20 protein-coding genes, 1 tRNA gene and 1 riboswitch are annotated in these 26,147 nt (G+C 75.1%); of the genes, 12 read left to right on the forward strand and 9 right to left on the reverse strand.

Features of this window, described 5'->3' with window-relative positions; all coding sequences use genetic code 11:
• Positions 1-279: 279 nt before the first annotated feature.
• Together ACIBPC_RS06860 and ACIBPC_RS06865 are read right to left on the reverse strand one after the other, a co-directional pair.
• Positions 280-1,944: a SpoIIE family protein phosphatase gene (locus ACIBPC_RS06860; RefSeq protein WP_398842982.1), complete on the reverse strand. Its 1,665-nt coding sequence runs from the start codon at positions 1,942-1,944 to the stop codon at positions 280-282.
• Between the two features lie 95 nt (positions 1,945-2,039).
• Entirely contained in the window at positions 2,040-3,452 is a 1,413-nt protein-coding gene (locus ACIBPC_RS06865; RefSeq protein ID WP_398841802.1) for an NAD(P)/FAD-dependent oxidoreductase, read from the reverse strand.
• Between the two features lie 226 nt (positions 3,453-3,678).
• On the opposite strand from ACIBPC_RS06865, the gene ACIBPC_RS06870 reads away from it, so the two are divergent.
• The 3 genes from ACIBPC_RS06870 (at position 3,679) to ACIBPC_RS06880 (ending at position 7,022) form a co-directional block, all read left to right on the forward strand.
• On the forward strand, positions 3,679-4,329 hold the full coding sequence (locus ACIBPC_RS06870) for a TetR/AcrR family transcriptional regulator (protein ID WP_398841803.1): 651 nt from the start codon (positions 3,679-3,681) through the stop codon (positions 4,327-4,329).
• Positions 4,330-4,503: 174 nt separating this feature from the next.
• Positions 4,504-6,261, forward strand: coding sequence for a sigma-70 family RNA polymerase sigma factor (locus ACIBPC_RS06875; protein ID WP_362968112.1), 1,758 nt, complete (start codon positions 4,504-4,506; stop codon positions 6,259-6,261).
• Between the two features lie 116 nt (positions 6,262-6,377).
• Positions 6,378-7,022 (forward strand): GNAT family N-acetyltransferase, encoded by a 645-nt coding sequence (locus tag ACIBPC_RS06880; protein WP_398841804.1) that lies wholly within the window; start codon positions 6,378-6,380, stop codon positions 7,020-7,022.
• 330 nt (positions 7,023-7,352) lie between these two features.
• Here the strand turns inward: ACIBPC_RS06880 and ACIBPC_RS06885 are convergent, their stop codons facing one another.
• Positions 7,353-9,440 carry an asparagine synthase gene (locus ACIBPC_RS06885; RefSeq protein ID WP_362968114.1) on the reverse strand — a complete coding sequence of 696 codons (2,088 nt, stop codon included), beginning with the start codon at positions 9,438-9,440 and terminating at the stop codon, positions 7,353-7,355.
• Between the two features lie 627 nt (positions 9,441-10,067).
• Between ACIBPC_RS06885 and ACIBPC_RS06890 the strand changes: the two genes are divergently transcribed.
• Together ACIBPC_RS06890 and lhgO are read left to right on the forward strand one after the other, a co-directional pair.
• Positions 10,068-11,498 carry an MFS transporter gene (locus ACIBPC_RS06890; protein ID WP_362968115.1) on the forward strand — a complete coding sequence of 477 codons (1,431 nt, stop codon included), beginning with the start codon at positions 10,068-10,070 and terminating at the stop codon, positions 11,496-11,498.
• 8 nt (positions 11,499-11,506) lie between these two features.
• A complete protein-coding gene (lhgO, locus tag ACIBPC_RS06895) occupies positions 11,507-12,733 on the forward strand; it encodes an L-2-hydroxyglutarate oxidase (RefSeq protein ID WP_398841805.1) in 1,227 nt (408 codons plus the stop codon).
• A gap of 17 nt (positions 12,734-12,750) precedes the next feature.
• Here the strand turns inward: lhgO and ACIBPC_RS06900 are convergent, their stop codons facing one another.
• Complete coding sequence (locus tag ACIBPC_RS06900) at positions 12,751-14,085, reverse strand: PQQ-binding-like beta-propeller repeat protein (RefSeq protein ID WP_398841806.1); 1,335 nt, start codon at positions 14,083-14,085, stop codon at positions 12,751-12,753.
• Between the two features lie 320 nt (positions 14,086-14,405).
• Here ACIBPC_RS06900 and trmB point away from each other — a divergent pair, with 320 nt between their 5' ends.
• Together trmB and ACIBPC_RS06910 are read left to right on the forward strand one after the other, a co-directional pair.
• Positions 14,406-15,131, forward strand: coding sequence for a tRNA (guanosine(46)-N7)-methyltransferase TrmB (gene trmB, locus ACIBPC_RS06905; protein ID WP_398842985.1), 726 nt, complete (start codon positions 14,406-14,408; stop codon positions 15,129-15,131).
• A gap of 74 nt (positions 15,132-15,205) precedes the next feature.
• Positions 15,206-16,474, forward strand: coding sequence for a PrsW family intramembrane metalloprotease (locus ACIBPC_RS06910; protein ID WP_362968118.1), 1,269 nt, complete (start codon positions 15,206-15,208; stop codon positions 16,472-16,474).
• On the opposite strand, the gene ACIBPC_RS06915 is transcribed toward ACIBPC_RS06910, so the two are convergent.
• Positions 16,356-17,543: a hypothetical protein gene (locus ACIBPC_RS06915; protein ID WP_398841808.1), complete on the reverse strand. Its 1,188-nt coding sequence runs from the start codon at positions 17,541-17,543 to the stop codon at positions 16,356-16,358. The two genes, ACIBPC_RS06910 and ACIBPC_RS06915, sit on opposite strands and share 119 nt — an antisense overlap.
• Before the next feature lie 138 nt (positions 17,544-17,681).
• On the opposite strand from ACIBPC_RS06915, the gene ACIBPC_RS06920 reads away from it, so the two are divergent.
• Positions 17,682-18,254, forward strand: a complete 573-nt coding sequence (locus ACIBPC_RS06920) for a hypothetical protein (RefSeq protein WP_362968120.1) — start codon at positions 17,682-17,684, stop codon at positions 18,252-18,254.
• A 43-nt stretch (positions 18,255-18,297) separates the two neighbouring features.
• Here ACIBPC_RS06920 and ACIBPC_RS06925 read toward each other — a convergent pair whose 3' ends face one another.
• The 3 genes from ACIBPC_RS06925 to ACIBPC_RS06935 all read right to left on the reverse strand — a co-directional run bounded on the left by ACIBPC_RS06925 (position 18,298) and on the right by ACIBPC_RS06935 (position 21,006).
• Positions 18,298-18,759, reverse strand: a complete 462-nt coding sequence (locus ACIBPC_RS06925) for a very short patch repair endonuclease (protein ID WP_362968121.1) — start codon at positions 18,757-18,759, stop codon at positions 18,298-18,300.
• Positions 18,760-18,806: 47 nt separating this feature from the next.
• Positions 18,807-19,760, reverse strand: a complete 954-nt coding sequence (locus tag ACIBPC_RS06930) for an aldo/keto reductase (protein WP_362968122.1) — start codon at positions 19,758-19,760, stop codon at positions 18,807-18,809.
• A 73-nt stretch (positions 19,761-19,833) separates the two neighbouring features.
• Complete coding sequence (locus tag ACIBPC_RS06935) at positions 19,834-21,006, reverse strand: M23 family metallopeptidase (RefSeq protein WP_398841811.1); 1,173 nt, start codon at positions 21,004-21,006, stop codon at positions 19,834-19,836.
• Positions 21,007-21,013: 7 nt separating this feature from the next.
• Positions 21,014-21,183, reverse strand: a riboswitch (cyclic di-AMP (ydaO/yuaA leader).
• A 319-nt stretch (positions 21,184-21,502) separates the two neighbouring features.
• Here ACIBPC_RS06935 and ACIBPC_RS06940 point away from each other — a divergent pair.
• The 4 genes from ACIBPC_RS06940 to ACIBPC_RS06955 all read left to right on the forward strand — a co-directional run bounded on the left by ACIBPC_RS06940 (position 21,503) and on the right by ACIBPC_RS06955 (position 25,978).
• Positions 21,503-21,916: an ArsR/SmtB family transcription factor gene (locus tag ACIBPC_RS06940; RefSeq protein WP_398841813.1), complete on the forward strand. Its 414-nt coding sequence runs from the start codon at positions 21,503-21,505 to the stop codon at positions 21,914-21,916.
• Positions 21,916-22,836, forward strand: a complete 921-nt coding sequence (locus ACIBPC_RS06945) for a cation diffusion facilitator family transporter (RefSeq protein WP_398841814.1) — start codon at positions 21,916-21,918, stop codon at positions 22,834-22,836. Before ACIBPC_RS06940 ends, ACIBPC_RS06945 begins: the two co-directional genes overlap by 1 nt.
• An 887-nt stretch (positions 22,837-23,723) precedes the next feature.
• A complete protein-coding gene (locus ACIBPC_RS06950) occupies positions 23,724-24,377 on the forward strand; it encodes an ATP-binding cassette domain-containing protein (protein ID WP_398841816.1) in 654 nt (217 codons plus the stop codon).
• Entirely contained in the window at positions 24,374-25,978 is a 1,605-nt protein-coding gene (locus tag ACIBPC_RS06955) for a hypothetical protein (protein WP_398841817.1), read from the forward strand. Before ACIBPC_RS06950 ends, ACIBPC_RS06955 begins: the two co-directional genes overlap by 4 nt.
• A gap of 78 nt (positions 25,979-26,056) precedes the next feature.
• Here ACIBPC_RS06955 and ACIBPC_RS06960 read toward each other — a convergent pair.
• Positions 26,057-26,129 (reverse strand) — tRNA-Lys (locus ACIBPC_RS06960).
• Between the last annotated feature and the right edge of the window lie 18 nt (positions 26,130-26,147).

The raw sequence follows: 26,147 nt of genomic DNA on the forward strand, positions 1-26,147 counted from the left end.
CTTTTGGCACGCTGTTGAGTTCTCAAGGAACGGACGCTTCCTTCAAGACCCTCTCAGGCCTCTCCGGGCGCTTCCCTTCGGTGTTCCCAACTCTAGGCCCATTCCCCTCCGTTTTCCAAATCCGGTCCCGGCGGGCTGTTCTGGGAAAACCAAAACAGACCCTCTTCGGGTCGGCAGGTCTATCGGCTGGTGTGCCAAGAGATGGCCGCTTCGTCCAGGACGAAGCAAAGGCGCCCTTGACGAGCGCTCGGGCTACGTTACGCGGTGGGCCGGGGAGCGTCAACTCGGACCGGGCAGCGCGAACTCCGCCCAGACCGCCTTGCCGCCCTCGGGCAGCCTGCGGGCGCCCCAGTCGGCGGCGATCGCGGCGATGACCTGCATTCCCCGGCCCGCCTCGTCCGCCGGCGCGGCGACCTGGCGGCGCGGGAGGTGCTCGTCCCCGTCCGTCACCTCCACGATCAGGCGGCGGTCGGTGCGGCGCAGGCGCAGGCCCATCGGGGCGCGGCCGTGCTTCAGGGAGTTGGCGACCAGCTCGCTCGCCGCGAGCACGCCGAGGTCGCGCAGTTCCTCGGGGAACCGCCAGCTGGCGAGGACGCCGTCCGCGAAGGCGCGGGCGCGGGGCGCCGCCTCGATGCCGCCGAGGAGGTCGAGCGCGGCGCCGCGGAAGAGGTCGGCCTCCTCGCCGTGCCGGTGCGGGCAGGTGAGGACGAGGATGGCCACGTCGTCGTCGTGGTCCTCGGTGATGCCCAGGGAGCGCAGCAGCCGGTCGCAGACGATCCCCGGGGTGTCGTCGGCGCCCGCGAGCGCGTGCTCCAGCGCGTCGATGCCCTCGTCGATGTCGGCGTCGCGCCGTTCGACCAGGCCGTCGGTGTAGAGGACGGCGGTGGCGCCCGAGGGGAACGGGACGGTGCCGGAGGCGTGGGTCCAGCCGCCGGTGCCGAGCGGGGGGCCGACCGGTTCGGCGGCCCGGTGAACCGTGCCGTCGCGTTCCCTGATGAGGACGGGGAGGTGGCCGGCCGAGGCGTAGGTGAGCGTGCCCTCGTTCGGGTCGTGGACCGCGTACAGGCAGGTCGCGATCTGGGTCGCGTCGATGTCGGCGGCGAGGCCGTCGAGGAGCTGGATCACCTCGTGCGGCGGCAGGTCCAGGCGCGCGTAGGCGCGCACGGCGGTGCGCAGCTGGCCCATGACCGCCGCCGCGCGCACGCCCCGGCCCATGACGTCGCCGATCACCACGGCCGTACGGCCCGCGCCGAGGGTGATGACGTCGTACCAGTCGCCGCCGACGGCCGCGTCCCGGCCGCCCGGCTGGTAGGTGGCGGCGACGCGGAGGTCGTCCGGCTGCTCCAGCTCCTGCGGCAGCAGGCTGCGCTGGAGGGTGACGGCGGCGGCGCGCTGCTGGCTCTCGCTCTCGCGCAGGCGGGCGGCGGAGACGACCTGGTCGGTCACATCGGAGGCGAAGACGAGGACGCCGCGCCGTTCCGCCGGGGTGCCGGTGAGGGAGAGGCGGACGGGGGCGCAGGTGAAGGTGAAGTGGCTGTCGCGCGTGTGGCCCGGGACGCGGCGGGACTTGAGGGTGCGGGGCGTACCGCTGCGCTGGACCTGGTCCATGAGGGGGATGAGGCCGAGTTCACCCAGTTCGGGGAGGGTCTCGCGGGCCGGGGCGCCGGGGGCGCGGGGGCCGAAGAGCGAGGCGTACGCGGTGTTGACGTAGGCGACGCGGTGGTCGGGTCCGTGGACGACGGCGACCGGGGCGGGCACCTGGCCGAGCAGCTCGTGGACGGCGTGGGCGTCCACGCCGGGGCCCGACGGCGGGCGGGAGGGCGGGGGGCCGATGTCCTTCGGCTCGGTGCGGGCCGACGGCACGGTGGCGGGCTCGGTTCGGGCGGGGGCGGCGCGCCGCCGCTGCGTTCCGGGCAGCCGGAGTCCCCAGCGCGTGAAATTCACAGCTTCCGTTCCGATTCGTTCCGCGTCGTTCCTGGTCCTGGTCTGGTGCTGCTCGCCGCGTGCCTGCTCGTCCATGGTCACACGGCGGTCCGGCGTCAGGTGTCCTCGGGGTCGCGGGGGGTGCCCGCCGCCAGCTCGAATTCGGCCCTCGGGTGTTCCAGCGAGCCGAGGGAGACGATCTCACGTTTGAACAATCCCGCAAGGGTCCATTCGGCGAGGACGCGTGCCTTGCGGTTGACGGTGGGGACGCGGGAGAGGTGGTACGCGCGGTGGACGAACCAGGCGGTACGGCCGGTGAGGCGGCGGCCGTAGACGCGGGCGACACCCTTGTGGAGGCCGAGGGACGCGACGGAGCCGGCGTTGCGGTAGCGGTAGTCGGCGAGGGGGCGTCCGGCGAGGGTGGCGGCGATGTTGTCGGCGAGGCGGCGGGCCTGGCGGACGGCGTGCTGGGCGTTGGGGGCGCAGAGGGCGCCGGGGGTTTCGGACGTCAGGTCGGGGATGGCGGCTGCGTCGCCGGCGGCCCAGACGTGCGCGGTGTCCTGGACCTGGAGGGTCGGGGTGCAGCGGACGCGGCCCCGTTCGTCGAGGGGGACGCCGAAACGGGCGAGGACGGGGTGCGGCTTGACGCCTGCGGTCCAGACGAGGGTGCGGGCGGGGTGGCGGGTGCCGTCGCTGAGGACGGCGGTGCGGTGCTCGCAGGATTCGAGGCGGGTGCCGAGGCGTACGTCGATGTTGCGGCGGCGCAGTTCGCGGAGTGCGTAGGCGCCCATGCGGTCGCCGACCTCGGGGAGGATGCGGTCGCCGGCCTCGACGAGCATCCACTTCTGCTCCTCGGGGCGGAGGGAGGGGTAGTGGCGGCAGGCGTGGCGGGCCATGTCCTCCAGTTCGGCGAGTGCCTCGACGCCCGCGTAGCCGCCGCCGACGAAGACGAAGGTGAGGGCGGCGTCGCGGACGTCGGTGTCGCGGGTGGAGGCGGCGATGTCCAGCTGTTCGAGGACGTGGTTGCGCAGGCCGATGGCCTCCTCGACGGTGCGGAAGCCGATGCCGTGGTCGGCGAGGCCGGGGACGGGGAGGGTGCGGGCGATGGAACCGGGGGCGAGGACGAGTTCGTCGTAGGACAGGTGGACGACACCGGGGCCGGTGGTGTCGCCGGTGACATCGGCGTCGGCGTCGGCGCCCGTCGTGCCGCCCGGGGTGTGGGGGGCCGCGGCGGTGCGGACGGTGACGGTGCGGCGCGCGGTGTCCACGGTGGTGGCCTGGCCCGCGAGGACGCGGCACCGGTCGAGGACGCGGCGGAGGGGGACGACGACGTGGCGGGGTGACAGGGAGCCGGCGGCGGCTTCGGGGAGGAAGGGCTGGTAGGTCATGTAGGGGTCGGGGCTGACGACGGTGATCCGCACATCGCCGCGCCGTAGCCCGCGCCGCAGTCGGTGCTGGAGGCGGTGGGCGGTGTAGAGCCCGACATGGCCGCCGCCGATCACAACGATGTGCGCGGGTCGCTTCGTCACCTGTCCATGAGGCACCCGGGGGCGCGTGTTTGTCCACAGGTTGCACCGGACGGTGCTCCGTTCGGGGAGGATCGGGGCGGTGGATCGGGGTGGTTTGTCTGCATTGCGGGGGTGGTCGGCGGCGCATTCGGCTTCTCACTGTCAGTGCACTCAACTAAGTTCGTACGTGCGTCATCAGGGGCGGCTGGGCCGCTCGTCCAACGGGGGAAACGGGGTAACGGGGGTCATGGGGAATACGGGTACGGGGGCCGGGGTGTCCGGTGATCAGGAGCAAACGGGCCGCAGGAACGGGCCGTTGCGGGTGGATGCGCAGCGCAATCTGCGGCATGTGCTGAGCGCGGCGCGGGATGTTTTCGGTGAGCAGGGCTACGGGGCGCCGATGGAGGAGGTGGCGCGCCGGGCCCGGGTGGGAGTGGGCACGGTCTACCGGCGGTTCCCCAACAAGGAGGCGCTGGTCCGGTACATCGCGGCCGAGGAGACGGAGCGGCTGACGGCGCGGGCCCGCGAGGCGCTCGCGGTGGAGGACGAACCGTGGCGTGCGCTGGAGGGGTTCGTGCAGCGGTCGGCGGCGGCGGGGGCCGGGCGGTTGCTGCCGCCCGAGCTGTTGTCGGCGACGGCGGCGGAGCCCGAGGGTTCCGCGGCGGTGCGCGTGCCGCAGCAGCGGGGCGCGGGGACGCACGAGCTGCTGTCCGCCGTCGGCAAGTTGGTGGAGCGGACCCGGGCGGCGGGTGAGCTGCGGTCGGATGTGACGGTGGCGGACCTGATGCTGGTCATAGCGACGACACCGCCTCGCCTGGAGGACGCCGGACGGCAATCTGCCGCTGAGACACGGCTGTTGGCGATTCTCTTGCAGGGGCTGCGCGCCAACGGGCGTTGATCTGCGTGCTGTTGACGCCTTGGCGTGGTGCTCCTCGGTGTGACGGGGTGGATCGTCCGGCGTAAATCCCCTCGGAAGAGTGGTGTTGGGGTGGCAGCGGCGGCCGGGGGCGCCGGGCTGTGGGACGCTGGCGCCTGTTGCTGACAGCGGTGTACATAACGAGGGCTTCGCGCGATGGGCGTTGAGGGGCAGGGCGGCGGTTCCACGGTGCCACGGCAGCGGCGGGAGCAGGGGGCGTCCGGGACGTCCGACCTTGAGCTGGTCGAGCGGATGCGCGGGGGTGACACCGGCGCGTACGACGAGCTGTACCGGCGCCACGCCGCGGCGGTGCGCCGGTACGCGAGGACCTGCTGCCGTGACTCGGACACGGCGGACGACCTGACGAACGAGGTGTTCACGGCCACGCTCCAGGCCGTGCGGGGCGGGGCCGGTCCGCAGGCGTCGGTGCGCGCGTACCTGCTGACGTCGGTGCGGCGCGTCGCGGCGGACTGGGCGCGCACGGCGCGGCGTGAGCAGCTCGTCGAGGACTTCGCCGAGTTCGCGGTGTCGGCGGAGGCCGCGCTCGCCGGGGACGAGACGGCGCTCGAGGTCGGCGCCGACGTGCGGGCCATGCGGGAGGCGGACGCGTCGATGGCCGTCCGGGCCTTCCGCAGTCTGCCGGAACGCTGGCAGACGGTGCTGTGGCACACGACGGTGGAGGAGGCGTCGCCCCGTGACGTCGCGCCGCTGCTCGGGCTGACGCCCAACGCGACCGCCGTGCTGGCGCACCGGGCGCGGGAGGGGCTGCGGCAGGCGTTCCTCCAGCAGCACGTCAGCCGTTCGCTGCTGGCGGGCGGGGACTGCGCGCGGTATGCGCCGCGCCTGGGGGCGTACGCGCGCGGGGGCTTACGGTCGCGGGCGGAGCGTGGGCTGCGCAAGCACCTGCAGGAGTGCGCGCGTTGCGAGACGGCCGCGCTGGAGGTGCGGGATCTCAACACGCGGATCGGCGCGGTGCTCCCGGTGGCGCTGATCGGCTGGTTCGCGCTGGAGGCGGGGACACGTGGCGGGGCGGCGCTGTGGCTCGGGGTCGCGGGCGCGGGTACCGGGACGGGTGCCGCGGCGGCAGGCGGAGGCGCGGGGGCGGGGGGTGGTGCGGCGGCCGAGGGGCTGGGCGCGCCGCTGAAGGCAGGGATCGCGTCGGGGGTGGTGGCGACGGCGGTCGCCGCGGTGGTGGCGTTCGCGCTGATGGGCTCCGACCCGTCGGACGACCGGGCGGCGACGCCGCGCGATCCGGCGCCGTCGGCTCCGGCCGTGCCCGAGCCGACGCCGGCGGACCCGGCGCCTGAGCCCGCGCCGGAGGAGCCGGAACCCGAGCCGACGCCCGAACGGCCGGTGCCGCCCGAGCCGGAACCGGAGCCTGAGCCGACACCGGAGGAGCCCGAGCCCGAGCCGACGCCCGCGGAACCCGCGCCGCCCGCTCCCGAGCCGGAGCCTGAGCCGGAGGAGCCGGAACCCGAGCCGTGGGAGTACGAGTTGAGCAGCCTCTCGTACGACGTGGCGGCGGAGGGTGACGCTCCGGTGGTGCGTCTCGCGGGCAGCAGCCCGGTGTGGCAGCGGACGGGGCTGGAGATCGGCGGCGAGGAGTATGGCCACGGGATCACGGTCGGTGCGCAGTCGTCGGTGACGGTGGACCTGAACCGCGAGTGCCTCGCCTACCGGGCGGCGGTGGGGATCGACGACATGTCGCGCGGGCTCGGGTCGGCCGTGTTCACCGTCTACGCGGACGGGGTGCGGCTGTGGCGCTCGGACGTGATCTCCGGCAGGGACGGCGCGGTTCGGCTCGACGTGCCGCTCGCGGGCGTCGAGGAGCTGCGGCTGACCGTCGAGCCGGCGGACCGGCTGGGGGCGGTGGCGCTGGCGGACTGGGCGGACTCGGAGATCGCCTGCGCGTGAGCCGGACAAATCCGGTTGACCGGGCGGCCGAGCGGCGGGAAGACTACGGAGCGTGACGAACAGTGCGCGTGTCCTCAGCCGTCCCGACCGCTCCACGCTTCCGGAGGATCGCTCCCATGTCCCCTCACCCGCCCACAGCTTCGGCGCCCGCGCGCGAAGTCGCGCCCGCGCCCTGGTCCATCCGCGCCTACGCAGCCGCTGACGAGCCCTCCTGGCTGCGCTGCCGCGTCCTGTCCTTCCTGGACACGCCGTACTACGACAACGTCCTCCCGGCGAAGCCGGTGATCGCCCCGCCCGGGTTCGAGCTGGTGGCGGTCGACGCCGCGGGCGTCGTCACAGGGCTCATGGACGTCACGGTGGATGTCCCGGCCGAAGGCGCGGGAGGGGAGCCGCTGGCCACCATCGACAGCGTCGCCGTGCACCCCGACCACCAGCACCAGGGCATAGGCCGGGCGCTGCTCGCCGAGGCCAGGAACCGCGTACGCGCCCTGGGGATCGGCACGCTCGACGCCTGGACAAGGGATCTCCCGGCGACCCTGCGCTGGTACCGGGCGATGGGCTTCGCCGAGAGTGACCACTACGTCCATGTGTACGCCGACCAGTACACCTCGCCCGGCGAACCGGAGCGCGCGGTCACCGCTGTCCGGCTGGGGCTGCGGCCCGTCGCGCTCTTCCTGCACGGGACACTCGCCGAGGTGGACGCGCTGCGGGCGGAGTTCACCCGCGTGTATGTATGCCGCCGCTTCACCTTGACGCCCTGAGCGGAGGATCCGCGCCGTCGCGCCGACCGTGGGCACGAGGGCAAGGGACACGGACGCGGGGCCGCCGCCCCTGTCCGCGGGGCGGCGTCCGGCGGGCCAGGGTCGCGGCCTCGCCGGTCCGCTGTCATGCGGAGGGGGGAGACCGCCTCGCCGTCTGCCGGGAACCGCAGTCGCGCGTATGTGTCTGCGGGGCGCTGTCCCTTGTGCGACTGAGCCGCGGGCTGGAGGTCCGTGGGCGTCACGCCCGCGCGTCCGGGGGCGATGCCCGGTTCCGGGCGTTCGCGCCGTGGTGCCGTGCCACGCGCCGGTGGCCCGTCGCCGGGGTCCGGGTCAGGGGCTCACGCCGCTGGTGACGGCGCGCGGGTCGTGGTTGCCCTCGGCCGTCCAGCAGGAGCCGCGGCGGGTGAGGAGGCGGCGCAGCCACACCTCCGTCGAGACCAGCTCGGCGAGGCCGTCGAGGGGAAGCGGCTCCCCCTCGACGGCGGCGCGCAGCGCCTTGCGGACGACACGGGCCTCGATCAGCCCGGCGTCGGCGAGGAGCGGCGCGTCGAAGAGGTCCACGAGTTCGCCGATGTGCGCCCGCAGGCCGGTGCGGACGGACTCGCCGTGCGTCACAGCCTGGGTGGTGGCGCCCCAGCCGGGGGGCAGGTCGCGTACGCCCGCGCCCTGGAGCACGGCGCGCAGCACGTCGGCGCGGGCGCCCGGCTGGACGCGGAGCGTCTCCGGGAGCGCCTGGGAGGCGCGGACGACCTGGTTGTCGAAGAACGGGGCGTGCAGCCGCTGGTGGCGGACCTCGACGGCCTGCTCGAAGACGCGGTGGTCGGCCGCGCCGCGGGCCAGCGCGGCGCCCGCCCGGCGCACGCCGGGGCGCCCGACGCCCGCCGCCGAGCGGGGGCGCGCGGCCACCGCTTCGAGCCGAATCGATACTTCCGCCAGTGCCTCCCCCGTGAGCCACTGCGCGGCGGGCCCCGGGCGCGACCAGGCGAGGGCGGCCAGGGACGCGACGAGCGCGCTGTCCCGTTCCGAGGCGCCGGGCAGCGCCCCGAGGGGTCCGCGCAGCGCGACGGCGGCGCCGGTGAGGCCCTCCGAGTAGCTGGTCCTGGCGAGGCGGCGCGCGGCGCGGTAGATCGTGAGCGGCACCATGACCGACCGCCCGCCGCCGCCCGTCGCCCTGGCCAGCGCGGTGACCGGGCGCAGCAGGTGGCGGCGGCGCCGGTCGAGCAGCAGGTCGGCCAGGCGCGCGGGGTGGGCGTCGATGACCTGGCGCGCGCCGTTCCCCACGAAGTGGTCGGCGCTGCCCGCGGTGAGGCGGTGCCGGTGGCGCGCGGCGATGACGAGGGAGGGGCCCGGTTCGTCGGTGAGCGGCCCGTTGGCGAGGCCCGCGTACGGCAGGGCCTCCTCGCCGCCGGTGACGACGATGTGGTGGAGCCGGGGGTTCTCGGCGATGGCGCGGGCCCGTTCCAGCTCGGCGGCGCGGGCGATGCCGCCGGGGGTGCCGGTGCCGGACGGCGTGAGGTCGTTGAACGTGACGGCGAGGAGGCGTTCGCCCGCCTGGGTCGCGCCGGTGCCGAAGACCGTGCCGGGCATGCCGGGCAGGCCCGCGGCGAGGAGGGCGAGGGTCGCGGAGGCGCTGCCGCCCGAGAGGTCGGCGCCGACGCCGGGCGCGGGCTCGGCGTGCCGGGCGCCGTGCCGGTCGGCCGGGCCCATGCCGGGGACGGGGCCGCCGTCCGTGGCGGGCGCGTGCCGTGGCGCGGCGAGGCGGGTGCGGACGGCCTCGACGAGGGCGTCGCGCACCCCGGCGACGGCGACCTCGTGGTCGACGGGCGGGGCGGCGACGACGAGCGGGGCGGCGGGTTCGTAGTCCAGGACGTCGCGGCTGCCGCCCTCGCGGAGCATCAGGGCGTGTCCCGGCGGGACGCGGTGGACGCCGCGGTACGGGGTGCCGTCGCCGGTGGCCTCCGGGGCCTCCGGGGCGGCGAGGAGCGCCGCGAGGTACGGGACGTCGAGCTGGGCCTCGGTGAGGTCGGCCAGCGGGAGCGCGGCCGTGGCGTAGGCGCTGCCGCCCGCCCAGTCGGTGTGGAAGACGGGCCGGACGCCCGCGAGGTCGGCGGGCACGACGGTGCGGCGGCCGAAGCGGGCGACGGCGGTGTAGCTGCCGGGCCAGGTGGTGAGCTGGCGGAGCGCGCCGGCGCGCGCGGAGACGAGGGAGCGGCGCAGCGTCGCGTCGTCGGCGCCGCAGTGGCCGAAGACGGCGAGGTGCGTGTCGCCGTCGGCGTGGACGAGGCGGATCTCGTCGGCGCGCCAGTCGCCCACGGCCCAGAGGGGGTCGGGGCCGTCCCAGAGCAGGTGCGCGCCCAGCGGCTGGATGTCACGGGCAGCGCTGGCGGCGGCTCCGCACCACCCGACCAACCACCGCATCGCCGCCTCCCCCAGTGAGTCCGGAGCCTTGGGAGCCTCCCCCGGGGACGTCCGGATTCCGGACCGTCGCGCAGGTGCCCAGGGCCATGCTGCCATGGGACAGGGGTGAACGGGGCACACCGGGGAGGTCGTTCGCGCGGCGTGGCGAACTGCCGCGCGGTAGCGGACCGTTCACGCCGGGGTGCGCGGAGCGCGCGGGGGCGCCTGGTGCTTTTCGGCCAAAGTGTGGCCGGAGAGCGGCGGATGGCGGGGGCGCGTACGGGCGCCCGCGGCCGCGGTCCGGGAGACGCCGGCCGTCTCCCGGACCGGTCCGCCGCCCGCGGGGATGGGGACGGCGGCTTCCCCCGGCCCGCCGGTTCCGTGAGGGCAGCGGGCCGACCCACGCGGTGACCATCGAAGCGCCGGGTCCGCCGGACGGCCAGAGCGCACGGCCGGGCGCACGGCCACATGGGTGGAGCACGCGCGCGGGAGGGGTCAGCTCTCGTACGTCCGTACGGTCATAAACACGCCAACCGGGATTCACCCCCTTAACGGTCAGGAGGCACCGAACTACGCTGGGTTGGCGGAGGGTACGGGAAGCCCCGCGCTGGTCGTGGGGCTGCCGTTGGGTGTGTCAGGGGTGCGCGCATGTCCAGGGAGCAACGCGGGCCGAACGAGAAGCTGGGCGCGGTTCTCGCCCTTGCGGGGATCAGCAACGCCGGTCTCGCCCGGCGGGTCAACGATCTCGGCGCGCAGCGCGGCCTCACGCTGCGCTACGACAAGACCTCCGTCGCCCGCTGGGTGACCAAGGGCATGGTGCCGCAGGGCTCCGCGCCGCATCTGATCGCGGCGGCGATCAGCGGCAAGCTGGGCCGGCCGGTGCCGCTGCACGAGATCGGGCTCGCGGACACCGACCCGGCGCCCGAGGTGGGCCTCGCGTTCCCGCGTGACGTGGCGGGCGCGGTGGACGCGGCGACGGAGCTGTTCCGGCTCGACGTCACGCCGGGGAAGGGCATCTGGCAGTCGCTGGCGGGCTCGTTCGCCGTCAGCGCGTACGCCGGGCCCGTGTCGCGCTGGCTGATATGCCAGGCCGACGCCTCGGTCGCCCGGGAGGCGGGCGAGGCGCGGCCTGGCGGGCAGCAGCCGGAGGGCGGCGCGGGAGGACGCGTCGGCCACTCGGACGTCGCCAAACTGCGGGAGGCTGCCGAGGAGGCGCGCCGCTGGGACTCCAAGTACGGCGGCGGGGACTGGCGTTCGTCGATGGTGCCCGAGTGCCTGCGCACGGACGCGGCGCCGCTGCTCCAGCGCGGCTACACGGACGAGGTCGGCCGCCAGCTGTTCCGCGCGACGGCCGAACTGACGCGGCTGGCGGGCTGGATGGCGTTCGACACCGGCCAGCAGGAGGCGGCGCAGCGGTACTACATCCAGGCGCTGCGGCTCGCCCGCGCGGCGGCCGACGCGCCGCTCGGCGGCTACGTGCTGGCGTCGATGTCGCTCCAGGCGACCTACCGGGGCTTCGCCGAGGAGGGCGTGGACCTGGCGCAGGCGGCGCTGGAGCGGAACCGTTCGCTGGCCACGGCGCGGACCATGAGCTTCTTCCACCTCGTCGAGGCGCGCGCGCTGGCGAAGGCGCACGACGCGCCGGGCTGCGGCCGCGCCCTGTCGGCGGCCGAGAGCTTCCTGGAGCGCTCGCGCGTCGGCGACGACGACCCGAGCTGGCTCGACTTCTACGCGCACGACCGGCTCGCCGCCGACGCGGCCGAGTGCTACATCGACCTCAAAGTCCCGGGCCAGGTGCGGCGGTTCACCGAGCAGGCGCTGTCCGAGCCGACCGAGGAGTTCGTCAGGTCGCACGGGCTGCGGCTCGTCGTCGCGGCCGTGGCGGAGCTGGAGTCGGGGAACCTGGACAAGGCCTGCGCGGTCGGGGCGCGCGCGGTGGAGGTCGCGGGCCGCATCTCGTCGGCGCGGACCACGGACTACGTGCGGGACCTGCTGCACCGCCTCGCGCCGTACGGACACGAGCCGCTGGTGCGGCAGTTGCAGGAGCAGGCGCGCGTGGTGCTCGCCGCCCCGGCATGATGGGGCGTATGACGCGCGCGGGCACCGGAGTGTCGTACGACTGTGATGTGCTGGTCGTGGGCGGCGGGATCGTGGGGCTCGCCACCGCGTACGCGCTGCGCGCCGCGCGGCCGGGGATCGCCGTGACGGTGCTGGAGAAGGAGCCTGGCCTGGCGCGCCATCAGACCGGGCGCAACAGCGGGGTGATCCACAGCGGGCTGTACTACCGGCCCGGGTCGCTGAAGGCGCGCTTCGCGGTGCGGGGCGCGGCGGCGCTGGTGGACTTCTGCGCGCGGCACGGCGTTCCGCACGCGGTGCCGGGCAAGCTCGTCGTCGCGACGCGGCCGGGTGAACTGCCCAGGCTGCACGACCTGGCGCAGCGTGCGCGGCGCAACGGGGTGCCTGTGCGCGAGCTGGGGCCCGCGCAGATCGCGGAGTACGAGCCGGAGGTGCGGGGCCTGGCGGCGCTGCGGGTCCTGACGACGGGACAGTGCGACTTCACGGCGGTGGCGCGGGTGTTGGCGGCCGGGCCCGACGTACGGCGGTCGGCGGAGGTCGTGGCGGTGGACCGGCGGCCGGGCGTGGGCGTGGCGGTGCGTACGGCGCGCGGGGAGGTGCTGCGGGGGCGCGCGCTGGTGAACTGCGCCGGCTTGCACGCCGATCGCGTGGCGCGGCTCGCGGGGGACGATCCGGGGCTGCGGGTGGTGCCGTTCAGGGGCGAGTTCTACCGGCTGCGGCCCGAGCGGGCGCACCTCGTGCGCGGCCTGGTCTATCCGGTGCCCGACCCGGCGTTCCCGTTCCTCGGCGTCCATCTGACGGCGGGGCTCGACGGCGAGGTGCACGTCGGGCCGAACGCCGTGCCCGCGCTCGCCCGCGAGGGGTACGACTGGCGTACGGTCCGCTGGCGCGACGTCGGCGGGACGCTGGGGTACGGCGGCGCGTGGCGGATGGCGGCGCGGCACTGGCGGTACGGCGCGGGCGAGGTGCGGCGGTCGTGGTCGCGCGCCGCGTTCACCCGGGCGGTGCGGCGGCTGCTGCCCGGCGTGGCGCCCGAGGACCTGCTGCCGGCCCGCGCGGGCGTACGGGCGCAGGCGGTGCTGCCCGACGGGTCGCTGGCGGACGACTTCCGCTTCGCGTCGGGCCCGCACACCGTGCACGTGCTGAACGCGCCGTCGCCCGCCGCGACGGCGTGCCTGCCGATCGGCGAGGAGGTCGCGGGGCGGGCGCTGCGGGTGCTGGCGGGCGAGGAGCGGTAGGGGCGGGGCGGCGGGGCTCAGCGTTCGTACGCGCGCAGCCGCAGCGCCGGGCCCTCGTCGGTCTCGACGGTGGCCAGCACGTACAGCTGGTATTCGTCGTACGCCACCGCAAGCCTGTCGTCGACGCGGTGCGCGGGCAGCTCGGCGATGGGCCCCGGGGTGGCGGCGCCGGTGGCCGGGTCGCGGGATTCGAGCCACAGGGCGTTCCCGGTGACGCGGCCGGTGAGCAGCGCGCCGCGGTCGTCCTCGCCGAAGAACCGGGTGCCCGCCTCGGCGTCCTCCGTCCACAGCCGCCGCCCGGTGGCCAGGTCGTACCCGGCGAGCGGCACGAGCCCGGCGGCGGGCGGCCCGTCCTGGACGGACAGGACCGTTCCGGTGACCAGCGAACGGTCCGGCCCGGCCATGCGCCACAGCTCGTCGCCCGTTTCGGCGTAGGCCACGAGCTGGGGGCCCTGGCGCAGGAGGACGGGGTCACCGGCGGCGACGCCGGAGAGGGTGAAGCCGGGGTCGTCGGCCGGGTGCGTCCACTCCAGCTCGCCGGTGTCGGCGGCGTAGGCGTTGAGGAGCAGGTCGCCGGTGCCGGTGCAGCGGGTCAGCTCGACGATGCGGGAGCCCGCGTGGTGCAGGGCCTGCGTCTCGGCGTCCCCGGGGCACAGCGGCTCGTCGGCCGGGGGCGCGGGCGGGGGCAGGACGGTGCCGGTGGCGGCGTCGAAGCGGTGGAACGCGGCGGGGGTCCCGGCGGCGTCGAGGTTGACGGTGACGGTCTGGTCCCCGGCCGTGACGGTGACGTCGGCGGGGTCGGCCGGCCGCGCGCCGGGGTCGGGGTCGGTCAGGTCGGTGGACCAGAGGGTGGTGCCGGTGTCGGTGTCGATGACGCTGAGGTACGCGCAGCCGCCGCCCTCGGCCGTGCGCAGGACGGCGCCGATGCCGGACGCGTTCACCTCGTCGCCCGCCGCGCACACGGGGCCGGCGTCGGGCGGGGCGTCGGCGGTCCACAGGCGGGTGCCGTCGAGGCTGCCGTAGCCGGAGACGCCGGAGGGGGCGACGGTCGCGAGGGTCGCGTCGTGGGCCCAGAGGCGGATCGGGGGCGCGGGGTCGGCGGTGTCGGTGGACGGGCCGCCGCCGTCGGTGGCGGCGCCGGTGGGGACGGCGGGTGTCTGCCAGATGCGGCCGAGGGCGGCGGGGGGCGCGGTCGGGGCGAGGGTGGCTCCGGCGTCGGCGACGAGTTCGCCGGTGTCGGCGGGGGCGGTGGCGTCCTGGCGGGTGGAGATGACGACCAGCACGGTCAGGAGACCGAACAGGAGTACGCCGACCGTGGCCACGAGCCCGATCCGGCCCTCGCCGTCCGACATGCCCCGCGTCCTCTCCCGTGCGCCGTCCGTACGGTACGGCGTCCCGTCGCTCGCCGCCGTCCGCCCTATGCACGTCATATCATCCGACGAACACGGGTGTCGTCCCGGTTCCAGGGTGGACGGCGCATTGACCTGCGCTGAACGGCCGGTGACGTGATGTCAGCCACATTCCGCGCCCCTTTCCACCCTCCTCCCACGCTCCTCCCACGCCGCACCCCGCCCGCCCCGGGACGGGCGGCCGGGCCGGGTCCACCGCGGCCGACCGTAAAATCGGACGCATTGTGACCGAGCACCCTGACGGTTCCGGCGTGACCGGAACGATGTTCCCACCCGGCGCCGGACCCGCCGCCGACCCGGCGGGGAACCGCTTCGACCGGCGCATCCGCAGCTTCCAGCCGCGCCGCAGCCGCGTCACCGCCGCCCAGCGCGACGCGCTCCTGCGGCTGTGGCCCGAGCGCGGCACCGAGGTCGACGGGCGCGCCGTCCTCGACCTCGACGCGCTCTTCGGCGGCCTGCCGGTCGTCCTGGAGATCGGCTTCGGCATGGGCGAGGCCACCGCCGCGATGGCCGCCGCCGACCCCGGCACCGGCATCCTCGCCTGCGACGTCCACACCCCCGGCCAGGGCAACCTGCTGCGCCTCGCCGACGAGCGCGGCCTCGGCAACGTACGGGTGGCCAACGGCGACGCGCTCATCCTGCTGCGCGAGATGGTCCCGCCGGGCGCGCTCGCCGGCGTCCGCGTCTTCTTCCCCGACCCGTGGCCCAAGACGCGCCACCACAAGCGCCGCATCATCCAGCCGGAGTTCACCGAGCTGGCCGCCTCGCGCATGGCGCCGGGGGCGCTGCTGCACTGCGCGACCGACTGGGAGCCGTACGCCGCGTGGATGCTGGAGGTGCTGACGGCGAGCCCGTCGTTCGCGAACACGGCGCCCGACGGGGGTTACGCGCCCCCGCGCGCGGCGGGGCGCCCGGCGACGCGCTTCGAGCTCCAGGGGCTCGCGAAGGGACACACCGTGCGGGACCTGCTCTTCCGGCGCCTGGGCTGACGCGTACACCCCACCGCCGTACGGCTCGCGCACGGTCTGTCCCGGCCGGGCGCGCAGCCCGTAAAGTCGGGCGGGTGCCCCACGCGTTCCCCCCACGCCCCGCGTTCTCACCGTCCCCGGTGCTGGTCTGGGGGCCGCTGGTGGTGTGCGCGGTGCTGGTGGCGCTGGTGATCAGGCACGAGGCGGGCGCCGAGGGGTTCGCGTCCGGGGTGGCGCTGGCGCTGCTGCCGCTGCCGTTCGTCGCCGTGGTGTTCGCGCGGCTCGACGCGGTGGCGCCCAAGCCGGCGCGCACGCTGTTCTTCGCCTTCTGCTGGGGGGCGTGCGCGGCCACCTTCACGGCGCTCGTGATGAACGGCGTGATGTGGCGCTGGCTCACCGGCGCGTCCGACACCGTCGCGCCGGCGCACGACGACATGCTGCGCCTCACGCTGGTCGCGCCGGTGGTCGAGGAGGTCGGGAAGGGCGCCGTGGTGCTGCTGCTCTTCCTGTACCGGCCGGTGCTGTTCCACGGCGTGCTGGCCGGTCTCGTCACGGCCGGTCTGTCGGCGACGGGCTTCGCGTTCACGGAGAACGTCCTCTACCTCGGCAGCGCCGTCACGCAGGACCGCCTCGCGGGCGCCACCGGGATGATCGACTCGACGGCGGTGATGACGTTCGTCGTCCGCGTCCTCGTCGCGCCCTTCGCGCACCCGGTCTTCACCGCGCTGACCGGCGCCGCCATCGGCCTCGCCGCCACGCTGCCGCCCGAGCGGCGCGGGCAGCGCCTGGCACTGCCGCCGCTCGGGCTCGCCGCCGCGATCGCGCTCCACTCGGTGTGGAACGCGTCCACCGCCCTGTCGTTCCTCGGCTTCGCCGCCGTCTACGTCCTGCTGATGCTGCCCGTCTTCGCCCTGCTGAGCCGCCTGGCGCTGCGCGAACGGCGGCGGCAGCTGCGCAGCGTCCGCCGCACCCTGCCCCTCTACACCGAGGCGGGCTGGCTGACCGAGGGGGAGCCCGAAGCGCTCGGCTCACTCCGGTCGCGCACCCGCTCACGCCGGCTCGCGCGACGGCGCCACGGCCCCGCCGGGGCGCGCGCCGTCGCCGACTACCAGGCCACCGCCGCCGCCCTCGCGCTGCTGCGCGAACGGGCCGACCAGGGCGTCGCGGGCGACGACTTCCCCACCCACGAACGCGACCTCCTCGCCCGCCTGTGGCGCCACCGCGACCTGGCGGTGGCGCCGATCCTCAGCGCAGCGCGGTCAGCGGACCGTCGTTCCCGCGCGCGTGCGCCCGGATCCACTGGCGCTCCTCGGCCCGCAGCTGCCCAGGCCGGTCGAAGCCGATCAGATCGAGACGCTCGCTGACGTCGAGGAAGTCCAGCAGCCGCACGACGGTGAACGCGGTGCTCGTGTCGGCCGCCCAGCGCGCCTCGCCGATCAGGGCCGGGTCGCGCAGGGGGCGGGCCAGGGTGCGGTCGCCGACCCAACGCTGCGCGCCCGGCACGAGCCGCTCCCGCACCGCCTCGCGCCACTCGGACGGCTTGTCGCCGAAGACCAGGCGCGTCGTCACCTGCTGCCGCCAGCCGGGGCCGCCGCTGCGGTGCGCGACGGCGTGGACGTCGGTGCGCGCGCCGGTGCCGGGCGGGTGGAGGCGGAAGGAGTCGACGCGCACGACCACGTCGTACGCGTCGATCGTCGCGCCGAGGCCACCGGCCGCGACCTCCTCGCCATTCGCGACGACGCAGACCGTACGGCCCTCGACCTGGCCGCGCAGGTCGCCGACGCCGAGGGGCGTGGCGCCGCCGAGCAGCGGGTCCGCCATCGCGCCGTCGACGGCGAGGCGGCTGTACGTGCCGAACGCCTCGGCGAGCGCGCGGGTGCCGGGGTCGGTGGCGCCGTGGCCGGCGAGGCGGCGTTCCATGGCGTCGGTGAGGGCGGCGCGCACCTCGACGCGCGGCAGCTCGCGCAGGCGCGCGCCGGGGTCGACGGTGTCGGCGGCGAGGAGCGCGTTGCGCTTGGCGCGCAGCACGGTGAGGCGGCGCGCGACATCCTCGGTGCCGCCGGCGGCGAGCGACTGGTAGCGCTCGTACGCCTCCACGGCCTCGATCTCGCGTCCGTCCGCCTCCAGCGCGCTCCCGCGCAGCCGCCAGGCGCCCTTGGAGCGGGCGCGGAGCGCGACGGCGGAGTCGGCGATGCGGCGGGCGAGCCGTATCTCCCCTGCGTCGAGGGCGTGTTGGCCGGTGCGCAGGAGCGCGTCGAAGGCGCGCTCGGCGGAGGGCTCGTGGGCGGAGTGCTCGACGACGAGGGCGCCGATCGCCGCGACGAGGGCGGCGTCGCCACCGCCCCCGGCCACATAGGCGGCGCATTCCCGTACACATGCGGTGAACAGATCCTCGGCGCGTGCGACGCTGCCGGGCCGCAGCCTGAACTTCATGGCCCGAGCCTGCCCGGCCCTGGGGGTGGTCCGCGTGACCCGGGAGTACCGGACAGGTGAACGTTCCCTGTCTAGCGCTCCGCCCGTACGGTCCGTAACGTCTCCTGCACGCCTCGCGCTTCGTCGTAGGACGGTGTCATGTTCACCGAACACCAGCAGCAGCTCCGCGAACGCTTCCTCGCCGCGCCCGTCTCCGCCGCGCCGCCGCCGTGGCGCCAGGTCCTGGCCATGGCCATCGGCGGGCTGCTCGGCGTCGGCTTCGGCACGGACCCGGACGGCGGGCGGGAGCTGCTGATGGTCGTCTCGCTGACGGGCCACGGCGTCCTCGACGCGGCGACCGGCGCGCTGCTCGCGCGCGACCGCGACCCGGACCCCGACGTGAGCGAGCCGACGGGCCCGCACCTGACCTGCCCCGGCCTCGGCCCCCTCGCCGGCGGCCACATCCGCATCGCCGGCGTGCACGGCGGCGGGCTGCACTCGACGACGGCCGACGGCTGGACGGTCGACGTCGTCAGCCCCGACTGGCCACACCACCGCGTACTGCTCTCACGCGACGGCGGCCTCTGCCACGGCCCGGCAGGCGGCGACTGGTGGCTGATCCACCGCACCACACACGCCCCCCTGCGCACCACGGGCTTCTCACCGACGGGCACATCACTGGCAATAGCAACAAGCACAACACTGACCCTCCTGACCCGCACACGGGGGTGACGACCGTCGGCCCCCCGTGTCGCGTCAACAGGCCGGAGGCCGGTCAGGCGGCGGCGCGGCGGGCGATCACGTGGGCGGCGATCGTGTCCGCGCAGGCTTCGGATGACTCGTGCTCCCAGAAGCGGAGGACAAGCCAGCCCGCTTCGGTGAGGCGGCGGTCCGTGTCGCGGTCCCGTGCGACGTTGCCGGTGACCTTGCCCGACCAGTAGCCCTCGTTGGTGCGCGGTGAGACGTAGTGCTCGGGGCAGCCGTGCCAGTAGCAGCCGTCGATGAACACGGCGACGCGCACTGGGCGGAAGACGATGTCCGCCGTCCGCCGGAGATCGGGCAGCGGACGGGCGGACACGCGGTACCGCATGCCCCTGGCGTGCAGCAGTGTCCGTACGAGGCGTTCGGGTTTCGTGTCCCTCGCCTTGATGGCCTGCATGTTGCGGCGCCGGGCCGCGGAGGAAGCCCATGAGCCAGGCGGAGGCTCCCACTTCCCCGTCTCAGCCGTCTCGGACACCCGGCCATTCTCCTTCGGAACGCGCTGCACCCTATGGGCGGGGGCGGTCAGGCAGCGGGAGGGGTTGAGGCTTCGGTCAGGGTGGTGAGGTCGGTGGGGGGCAGGGTGAGAGTTGTCGCGGCCAGGAGGGCGGGGAGTTGGGTGGTGGTGCGTGCGCTGGCGATGGGGGCTGTCACGGTGGGCTGGGCTGCCAGCCAGGCGAGGGCGACGGTGGCCATCGTGGTGCTGTGCGCGTCGGCGACGGATTCCAGGGCTGCCAGGACGCGGCGGCCCCGTTCGGTGGTGAGGTGCTTCGAGGCGCCGGCGGCGCGGGGGCTGTCCACGGTGGTGTCGGCGCGGTACTTGCCGGTGAGGAAGCCGGCGGCCAGGCCGGAATACGGGAGGGCGCCGAGGCCGTGGTGGGCGGCGGTGGCGGCGAGTTCGCCCTCGTAGGACTCGCGGGAGACGAGGTTGTACCTCGGCTGGAGCGCGACGTACGGGGTGGTGCCCTCGCGGGCGGCGAAAGCGAGGGAGGCCTCCAGGCGGGCCGGTGAGATGTTGGAGGCGCCGAGGGCGCGGACCTTCCCCTCGCGGACCAGTTCGTCCAGCGCGGTCATGATCTCGGAGACCTCGACGGTCTCGTCGTCGAAGTGCGTGTAGTACAGGTCGATGTGGTCGGTGCCGAGGCGGCGCAGGGACTCCTCGGCGCCGCGCTTGATCGTGGACGCGGCGAGGCCGCGCAGGTCGGGGTGGCTGCCGACCTTGGTGGCGACGACGATGTCGTCGCGGCGGCCGCGGCGGGCCAGCCAGCGGCCGATCAGCGTCTCCGACTCGCCGCCCGTATTGCCCTCGTGCCAGGCCGAGTAGGCGTCCGCGGTGTCGATGAAGTTGCCACCGGCGTCGGCGAAGGCGTCGAGGACGGCGAAGGTCTCGGACTCGTCCGCGGTCCAGCCGAACACGTTGCCGCCGAGGCAGAGCGGGGATACGTGCAGGTCGCCGAGGGGGCGCAGGGGTGCAGTCATACCGGGCAGCGTAGACCGACGGCCCTGATGTCGGGGGGTGTCATCAGGGCCGCCGGGGTGCGAGGGGTGCGCGTCAGACCGTGAGGCCCTTGTCGCGCAGCCAGGCCAGCGGGTCCACGGGGTCGCCGCCCGCGGGCCTGACCTCGACGTGGAGGTGGGGGCCGGTGGAGTTGCCGGTGGAGCCGACGAGGCCGATCTGGTCGGTGGTGGTGAGCTCCTGGCCGGCCGAGACGCTCATCGAGGAGAGGTGGCAGTACCAGAGCTCGGTGCCGTCCTCCAGCTCGACGATCACGCGGTACCCGTACGAGCCGGCCCAGGCGGCCTCGGTGACGGTGCCGGTGTGGATGTTCTTGACCGGGGTGCCGGTGGAGGCGGCGAAGTCCTGGCCGGTGTGGTTGGACTGCCACATGGCGCCGTCCTGGCCGAAGCCGGAGCTGAGGCGGTAGTCGGAGAGCGGGAGGACGTAGCTGGCGGCGAGTTCGCGGCGGCGCTGCTCCTCCTCGGCGCGGCGGCGTTCCTCCTCCTCGCGCTGGCGCTGCTCCTCCAGGGCGCGGCGCTCGTCCTCGGCGGCCTCGGCGGCGGCGCTCGCGGCGTCCGCCTCGGCGGCGGCGACGGCGGTGTCCACGGCCTGGGTGTCGGCGCTGGTGGCCTGGCGGTCGGCCTGCTGGAGGATCCGGGCGCGCAGGGCCTCGCCCGCGTCGGTCCTGCCCGCCTCGACGTCGGCCTCGGTGACGCCCGCCTCGGTGAAGGGGGCGGCGGTCGGCGCGGCCTCGTCGGCGGACAGCAGGCCGCCGACGACCGGCAGTTGGCCGGGGATGTCGCGGAGCTTGTCGGCCGCGGCGTCCATGCCGGGCAGCGATCCGGCGCCCTGGTCGTTGGCGGAGGCCATGCCGCCCGCGCCCACGGCGGCGATGACGCCGACGCCGAGGACGGCGCGGCTGCGGGCGATGGTGCCGCCGCCCTTGCGGGCGACGCGGTGGCGGCCGCGGACGGGAAGGAGGGTGTCCTCGCTGGGGTTCCACTCGGTGCGCGGCTCGTCGTCGGCGGCGCGCGGGCCGAAGTACGCGGGGGGCTCGGGGTGTTCGGTCACGTCCGGGTGCGTCCCGTAGGTGCCGTAGGGGCCGTTGTGCATGCCGTGCGCGCCCTGCGTGGGCCAGGCGGCGGTGTCATGGGGGTCGTGCGAGCCGAGGAGCTGCTGCGCGCCCTGGCGCGTGTCCTCGAAAGAGGCATGCCGGTTCGACGCCACGGAGGCGCTCTCCTTTCCTTCCCTCGCCTACCGGGTTAGCTGACGGGTTCGGAGCAGGAAGGTCTCCTACGGGCGGCCGACGGCGGTGGCCGATGGCTGTCCGATTCACCCCAGGTGGTGGTTCCCCGGTTCCATAGGTGCAGTTGTTCCGCACGCCGGATTCGGCGACAGAGCGCGGTGCCGTCCTTGCGACGACAGTGACGACCGCGCTGCGTTATCGAACGTTAATAGAAGTCGGCGCCGGATTCCAAGTGTCCGCAGGAAAGATGCCGGGAAGGGGCGCGGAGATTCGCGACGCAAGGGCATCAAAACGGGCATTCTCCGAGGGCAGTGTGCCGCATCTCGCATCTGACGGAGTGTCATTTGTTATGCGGAGCGCACTGACGTGTTCACGATCGGTAAGGGTGGCGCGGCGGGCGGGGGCGGGCCGGGGGGATGACAACGGTTACCACGGCAGCCTTTGACACGGGCGCGGCGGTGCCTCCACCCTGCACATATGAAGAGGTCTTCAGACGAGCTGGTCCCCGCCGACGGCTGCGCCGTGCGGCTGGTGGACCCCGAACGGGTGCACGAGGTCAGAAGCCGGATGCCGGCCGAGCCCGACCTGGCGGACACCGCCGACATCTTCGGCCTGATGGCGGACCCGGGCCGCCTGCGGCTGCTCGTCGCCCTGCTCGACGGCGAGCTGTGCGTCTGCGACCTGGCCGCCGTCACCGGCATGAGCGAGTCGGCCACGTCGCACGCCCTGCGGCTGCTGCGCGCCCACCGCGTCGTGGCGGCGCGGCGCGCGGGCCGGGTGGCGTACTACCGGCTGGACGACGCGCACGTGCGGATGCTGCTCGACCTGGCCGTGGCCCACACGGGGCACACCGAGGCGATCCACCCCGAGCGGACGGGCGGGCCGCGCTGATGGGTCACGGACACGCGCACGGCCATGGGGGCGGCGGCGGGGCGTCGGCCACAGGCAGGCACCGGGGGCGGCTCGCCGTCTCGTTCGCGCTGATCGCCGCGTTCTTCGTCGTCGAGCTGGTCTTCGGCGTGCTCTCCGGCTCCCTGTCCCTGCTCTCGGACGCGGGGCACATGGCGGCGGACGTCGTGACGCTCGCCGCCGCCCTGGTCGCGACGCGGATCGCCGCGCGCCCGGACGCGACGGGCCGCCGTACGTACGGCTCGTACCGCGCGGAGGTCTTCGCGTCGGGTCTCGCCGTGCTGCTGATGCTGGGCGTGGCCGTCTACATCGTCGTCCAGGCCGTCGGGCGCGCGGGCGGCGGCGCCGAGGTGGAGACCGGCCCGATGGTGGCGGTCGGCGCCCTCGGCCTCGCGGTGAACGTCGCCGCGCTCCTGCTGCTGCGCGCCGGGGCGGCCGAGAGCCTGAACGTGCGGGGCGCGTATCTGGAGGTCGTCGCCGACACGGCGGGGTCGGTGGGCGTCGTCGTGGCGGGCTGGCTGGTGGCGGCGACCGGGCGGCCGGTGTGGGACACGCTGGTCGCGCTGGCGATCGGCTGCTTCGTGGTGGTGCGGGCGCTGCTCCTGGGCCGCCAGGTGCTGGCCGTCCTGGCGCAGCACGCGCCCGAGGGGATGGACCTGGACGAGGTGACCGGCGACCTGGCGGCGATCGAGGGCGTGGCGGACGTGCACGACCTGCACTTGTGGACGCTGACCTCCGGCATGCCGGTGGCGACGGCGCACCTGGTGGCGTCCGAGCGGGCCGACCCGCACGCCGTCCTCGACCGGGCGCGGGACGTGCTGCGGCGTCGGCACGGTGTGGCGCACGCGACGCTCCAGGTCGAGCCCTCGGGGCACCAGGGGTGTGACGAACTCGGCTGGTGAGCCGTGGACGGGGCCCGCGTCGCGGGAGCGGCGCGGATCGCGCGGCCCCGGGAGGCGGCGGGGGCGTGTCCTGGGGAAAGACGGGGAGGAAGTCGCACGCCATAGCCGGGCGACGCGCGTGGAATCCGCCGGACGGGTGGGTGCGGATGTCGGGCCGCGGCTTCCCCGGGGGCCCCGGGGGCGGTCCGGGCTTCCCGGGGACACGAACGCCATGGTCATCCCGGGTGCGGGCCCGACAGGCGATGGACCGGCTGTTTCTCCCGCGCGGGAATTCACCCGGCGGTTCCGGAAAAGCAGAACGGTGCGCGAAAGCCGTTGCGTGCGGAAAATAGGGGACTCTTCGGACAGCGCCGGGAGCGAATAGTCCGCTGTTTCCCGAAAGGCGTATTCGGCGAGATCGCCGAATCCCGCGGAGGCCGATCGACGGAAATGGCCTTTCGGCGCCACGAGCAGGGCGAGGAGGAGAACCCGGACGGCGAGTCGGGCCGCGTCCCACCGCGGTCGGCGCGGCAGGCGGCCGTTTCGCGACCCCGTGGCCGCGGCAGCTCCTCCGAGACGTTTCCGCTCCATGGCCCCTCCCCGTTCCGCCGACTGTCGGCAAGGGAGGTACGGCCGGCGCTCACGGTCCGTTCCCGGGATGTCGTTACGGTCAAGAGGAGAGCGGCACCGATCACTTCCGGTCGCAGACGCTCATCTCGCGCAGGGAACCGGCCACTTCCGGCCCGGGACGACACGGCCGCTGGCCCCGCCCTGCACGCGGGGCCAGCGACCGGTGCGGTGATTCTACGGGGCACAAGGGGCAGATCAGACGTCTATACGATGTTCGCACGGGCACAGTGCGGTCAGTCCGGTCGCGCCGGCCCCGCCCCACGGGAGGAGTCCGCCGGATGCTTCTGCGACTGCGCGGCGTGAGCCGTACGCACGGGGACCGCCGCATCCTCGCACCGGTCGACCTCGACGTGGGTGCGGGCGAGTGCGTCGCGCTGCTCGGCCACAACGGCGCCGGCAAGTCCACGCTGATGCGGCTGGCCGCCGGACGCGACCGGCCGACGACGGGCACCGTCGAGTTCGACGGCGCCCCCATGGACGAGGACGACCCCCGCACCCGCGCCCGCGTCGCGCTGGTGGGCGACGCGCTGGCCTGCTACCCCGACCTCACGGTCCGTCAGCACCTCGAACTCGTCGCCGCCGGACACCGCGTCCCCGACGCCGACGCCCGCATCACCGCCGCCCTCGCCACCCACCGGCTCTCCGCCCGCGCCGACGCGCTGCCCGCCGAACTGTCCTCCGGGCAGACGCAGGAACTCCTCCTGGCGGCCGCCCTCCTGCGCCCCACCGACCTGTTGCTCCTGGACGAGCCCGAGCAACGCCTCGACCCCGACGCCCGCCAACGGCTCGCGACCGTCCTCGCCGACCGCCTCGCCACAGGCACGTCCCTGCTGCTCGTCACCCACCACCGCGAACTGGCCGCCGCACTCGCCCACCGCACCTACGTCCTCGCCGACGGAACGCTGACCCCCGCCGCAACCCCCGCCACATGACCGCCACCGACACCGCCGCCCTCGACTGGCTGCGCGCGCACCGCGGCAAGGAACGCCGCCGCCGCTTCGGCTACCGCGCCTACGTCACGGCGCTCCTGCTGGTCAGCTGGTTCGGCCTCTACGGCGCCGGGCTCGTCGCGCAGATCGACCGGGGCGGCCCGTTCGCCGACCACGCCGACCGGATACGCGACGCCCTGCCCCTCGCCGTACCGGCCCTGGCGCTCACCGCCGTCTGCATCGCGCTGACCGACGCACTGTGGCGCGGGCCCGTCACCCTCCCCCGGGCCGACGCGGACTGGCTGCTTCCCATGCCGCTCCCCCGCTGGCGGCTGCTGCGCCCCTGGCTCCTGCTGTCCACCGCGCTGCTGTCGCTCGTCGGACTGCTGGCCGGGCTCGGCGCCGCCCTGGTCGTAGCCGCCGCCCGGCTGGCCGGTCTGGGTACGTCGCTGCTGGCCTGCGTGCCGCCCGCCCTGTGCCTCGCACTGCTGACGGCCGCCGGAGCGGTCGCCGTGGAACGGTACGCCCCCGCCGCCCGCACCGTACGGCTGTTCCTGGGACCCGCACTGCTTGCAGTCCTGCTGCTGGTCTCCCTCCTGCTGCGCGGCGGAGACCCGGCCGCGCCACTGCGTACCGCCGTGCTGTGGTCCGGCCCCTGGGGCTGGGCCGCCCAGCCGATGATCGCCGCCGCCGGACTGCCCGCCCCCGGCTGGCAGGTGGCCGCCCTCCTGCTGCTCTGCTGCACGGTGGCCGCGCTGCTGCCCCTCCGGCGCATGACGGGCTCGCTCCCGGCAGCCGTACTGCGTACGCGTTCCCACGCCGCAGGCCGTGCGGTCGCCGGGCTGGCCTCCTTCGACCTCCGCACGGCATGGCAGGCAGTCGCCACCGCGTCCGGCAGCAGACCACCCCGCGCATGGCGCCGACTCCGCGTACCCCGTCACCCCCTCGCGGCGGTGCTGTGGCGGGACGCGCTGGGGCTGCTCGGCCGCCCGCAGCGCCTGGTGACTGCGACACTGCTGCTGGTCGGCGCATTCCTCACCGCCGCGGTCGCGACCGGCACGGACGGCACCTCCGCGTACGTCCTCCTCGCCGCCGCCGCGTCACTGGCCGCCGCGGCTGCGGGTTCGCTGCTGGAACCGGCCCGCCTGGACGCCGACGACCCACACCGCGGCCTGCTCTGGTGGCCACGCTCCGCCGCCGCACTCGCCCTGGCCCACGCCATCGTCCCCACACTGGCGCTGCTGCTCGCCGGACTCCCCGCCGCCGTACCGCTCGCCCTCACCACCGACGTACCGGCCGTCACACTGCTCGCCGCCGCCGCACCGCTCCTCGTAGCGGGCGGCCTGCTGGGCGCGCACCGTCCCCCACCGCCCGCGTCGCTGCTGCACCGCGCCATGACCGGCGCATCCGGCACAGTGACGATCCTGCTGTGGCAGAGCACCGGACAGGCCGTCGCCGTGCTCGGCAGCACCGTCGCCATGGCACGCGCCCTGACCGACGGTCCCGCACTCCCGGCCCCCGCGGTGTGCTGGCCCCTCACCGCCGCCCTGCTGGCATGGACCGCACACCGGGCGCGCGCATCACTGCGCCCCAACGCCCGCTGAGACGCACGGCCACACGCGCACACCCCCGAAACGCAGGGCGGCCCCGGCTCGGAGACTTCCGAGCCGGGGCCCTTCCCGTAGGCCGTGTGGGACTCGAACCCACAACCAATGGATTAAAAGTCCACTGCTCTGCCAATTGAGCTAACGGCCCGCAGGGGAAGCATAGCCC

Origin of the sequence: Streptomyces sp. NPDC049879 (assembly GCF_044461265.1) — a bacterium.
GTDB lineage: Bacteria > Actinomycetota > Actinomycetes > Streptomycetales > Streptomycetaceae > Streptomyces.

What these genes read in the sequence shown, in the direction of transcription:
- ACIBPC_RS06945 (WP_398841814.1), top strand. Translation starts at nt 21,916, where the DNA reads ATGGGTCACGGACACGCGCACGGCCATGGGGGCGGCGGCGGGGCGTCG.
- ACIBPC_RS06930 (WP_362968122.1), bottom strand. Translation starts at nt 19,760, where the DNA reads ATGACTGCACCCCTGCGCCCCCTCGGCGACCTGCACGTATCCCCGCTC.
- ACIBPC_RS06955 (WP_398841817.1), top strand. Translation starts at nt 24,374, where the DNA reads ATGACCGCCACCGACACCGCCGCCCTCGACTGGCTGCGCGCGCACCGC.
- ACIBPC_RS06885 (WP_362968114.1), bottom strand. Translation starts at nt 9,440, where the DNA reads ATGCGGTGGTTGGTCGGGTGGTGCGGAGCCGCCGCCAGCGCTGCCCGT.
- trmB (WP_398842985.1), top strand. Translation starts at nt 14,406, where the DNA reads ATGTTCCCACCCGGCGCCGGACCCGCCGCCGACCCGGCGGGGAACCGC.
- ACIBPC_RS06890 (WP_362968115.1), top strand. Translation starts at nt 10,068, where the DNA reads ATGTCCAGGGAGCAACGCGGGCCGAACGAGAAGCTGGGCGCGGTTCTC.
- lhgO (WP_398841805.1), top strand. Translation starts at nt 11,507, where the DNA reads ATGACGCGCGCGGGCACCGGAGTGTCGTACGACTGTGATGTGCTGGTC.
- ACIBPC_RS06920 (WP_362968120.1), top strand. Translation starts at nt 17,682, where the DNA reads ATGTTCACCGAACACCAGCAGCAGCTCCGCGAACGCTTCCTCGCCGCG.
- ACIBPC_RS06900 (WP_398841806.1), bottom strand. Translation starts at nt 14,085, where the DNA reads ATGTCGGACGGCGAGGGCCGGATCGGGCTCGTGGCCACGGTCGGCGTA.
- ACIBPC_RS06950 (WP_398841816.1), top strand. Translation starts at nt 23,724, where the DNA reads ATGCTTCTGCGACTGCGCGGCGTGAGCCGTACGCACGGGGACCGCCGC.
- ACIBPC_RS06915 (WP_398841808.1), bottom strand. Translation starts at nt 17,543, where the DNA reads ATGAAGTTCAGGCTGCGGCCCGGCAGCGTCGCACGCGCCGAGGATCTG.
- ACIBPC_RS06880 (WP_398841804.1), top strand. Translation starts at nt 6,378, where the DNA reads ATGTCCCCTCACCCGCCCACAGCTTCGGCGCCCGCGCGCGAAGTCGCG.
- ACIBPC_RS06870 (WP_398841803.1), top strand. Translation starts at nt 3,679, where the DNA reads ATGGGGAATACGGGTACGGGGGCCGGGGTGTCCGGTGATCAGGAGCAA.
- ACIBPC_RS06875 (WP_362968112.1), top strand. Translation starts at nt 4,504, where the DNA reads ATGGGCGTTGAGGGGCAGGGCGGCGGTTCCACGGTGCCACGGCAGCGG.
- ACIBPC_RS06940 (WP_398841813.1), top strand. Translation starts at nt 21,503, where the DNA reads ATGAAGAGGTCTTCAGACGAGCTGGTCCCCGCCGACGGCTGCGCCGTG.